Below are 1,568 nucleotides of genomic sequence, written 5' to 3' on the forward strand. Positions count from 1 at the left end.
TCCTTCAAGCGCTTGAAGAACATCACCTTACGCTTCAGCACGACGCTGTCGCGTCGGTAGAAGAGTTGCTTAACACTGGCCTGGGACGCTTGCTGGACGACGTCGGCATGCCGGAGCGTGTGCGTGCGTTGGTGCGTAACTTGACCGATGGCCTGACGGGTAGCGAAAGGGCAACGCTAAGCTGTCATCCGTCAGTACTGGAACCCTTGAGTGAGTGGGTAGCCGCCAGCCCCTTTGCCAGCCATTGGCAGCTAAAAGCCGACCCGGCGCTGCCCTCTGATGCGCTGCGGTTGAACCATGCCAACGGATCTTTCGACATCGATTGGCCAAGCCTGCGTCGCGGATTACTAACGAACATGGATTAATGCGTTTGATGGGAACCAGTCCCGGGTTTCGAACCACTTAAATTCAAACCACGACAGGAGTTTCTCAATGATTAACTTTAGTTCGCTTCAAAACAGTCTGGACCGCTCTGTGACACAGGCCAGCAACAGGATGGACGATGCAGCAATCGAAGCGGCAGACAGTGGAAGTCCGGAAGATGTGCAGGCATTTGGTGCCGCGACTCAAGACATGGCCACTGCAACGATCTTGATGAATCAAGCCCAGCGCGCCAGCCACGGCCTGACGAAATCAATCATCGACGGCATCCAGTAAGCACCCATATCGTCTGCGGCCCACCGGCCCACGCAGCGTCATTTCTCCATTAACTTGACGATTGATCTTTTTGCACGCACCGCGGCACTGTTGTTGCCCGGTTGCGTGATGGATTTCCCCTAGCCGAGAACCTGGAGCGTTAAATGCATAAGGCCTATGCGTTGTTGCCTTTGTTGTTGATTGGAATGATAAGTCCGGCATGGGCAGCTGTTCCCAAGGCCTGGAAGCAAACGGCCTACGCTTACGATGCGCAGCAAACGGATCTTGCCACCGCACTGGGCGGTTTCGCCAGGGAGTTTGGCATGGGGCTGGACATGCCACAGATGGAGGGCATTCTCGACGGACGTTTGCGCTCGGCAAATCCTCAGGCCTTCCTTGATCGTCTGGGGCAAGAGCACCACTTTCAATGGTTCGTGTACAACGAAACGCTGTATGTCAGCCCCACCAGCGCGCAGACCTCCGCGCGCCTCGAAGTGGCATCGGATGCAGTCGATGACTTGAAGACAGCCTTGACTGATGTCGGGCTGCTCGATCCACGCTTTGGCTGGGGCGCGTTGCCGGAGCAAGGTGCAGTATTGGTTCGCGGGCCAGAAAAGTATGTTGAGTTTATCCGCAACTACAGCAGCAATGCCGAAGGGAAAGAGAAGGCAGAGAAGCAGAATGTGGTGATGCTGCCACTCAAGTATGCCAACGCTGCGGACCGGACGATTGTGTACCGCGACCAGCAGTTGGTCGTGGCGGGCGTTGCCAGCATTCTTCAGGAACTGCTCGGTAGCCGTGCGCGCGGCGAGGCAATTGAGGGCGTTAACCTGTTTAAGGGGCCGGGTGCAGGGCGCAGCGGTGCCAGCATCGGGGGAGGGCGTGGAAGCTCGGCTTACGGCGATGCGGACTCTGGGCGCCTGGATATGGGC

3 protein-coding genes are annotated in these 1,568 nt (G+C 57.3%); all 3 read left to right on the forward strand.

All coding sequences use genetic code 11. The annotated features are described in order from the left end of the window. Positions 1–365, forward strand: a 365-nt coding sequence (locus tag WLY71_RS30525; protein WP_347806552.1) for an HrpE/YscL family type III secretion apparatus protein, incomplete at its 5' end; no start/stop codon positions are given. Between the two features lie 67 nt (positions 366–432). Continuing rightward, positions 433–657, forward strand: coding sequence for a type III secretion protein (locus tag WLY71_RS30530; protein ID WP_347806553.1), 225 nt, complete (start codon positions 433–435; stop codon positions 655–657). Between the two features lie 143 nt (positions 658–800). Then, positions 801–1,568, forward strand: a 768-nt coding sequence (locus WLY71_RS30535) for a secretin N-terminal domain-containing protein (protein WP_347806554.1), incomplete at its 3' end; no start/stop codon positions are given.

Source organism: Pseudomonas rossensis (genome assembly GCF_039888995.1).
GTDB lineage: Bacteria > Pseudomonadota > Gammaproteobacteria > Pseudomonadales > Pseudomonadaceae > Aquipseudomonas > Aquipseudomonas rossensis.

Coding starts and splice junctions, on each gene's coding strand:
- WLY71_RS30530 (WP_347806553.1), top strand. CDS start 433: ATGATTAACTTTAGTTCGCTTCAAAACAGTCTGGACCGCTCTGTGACA.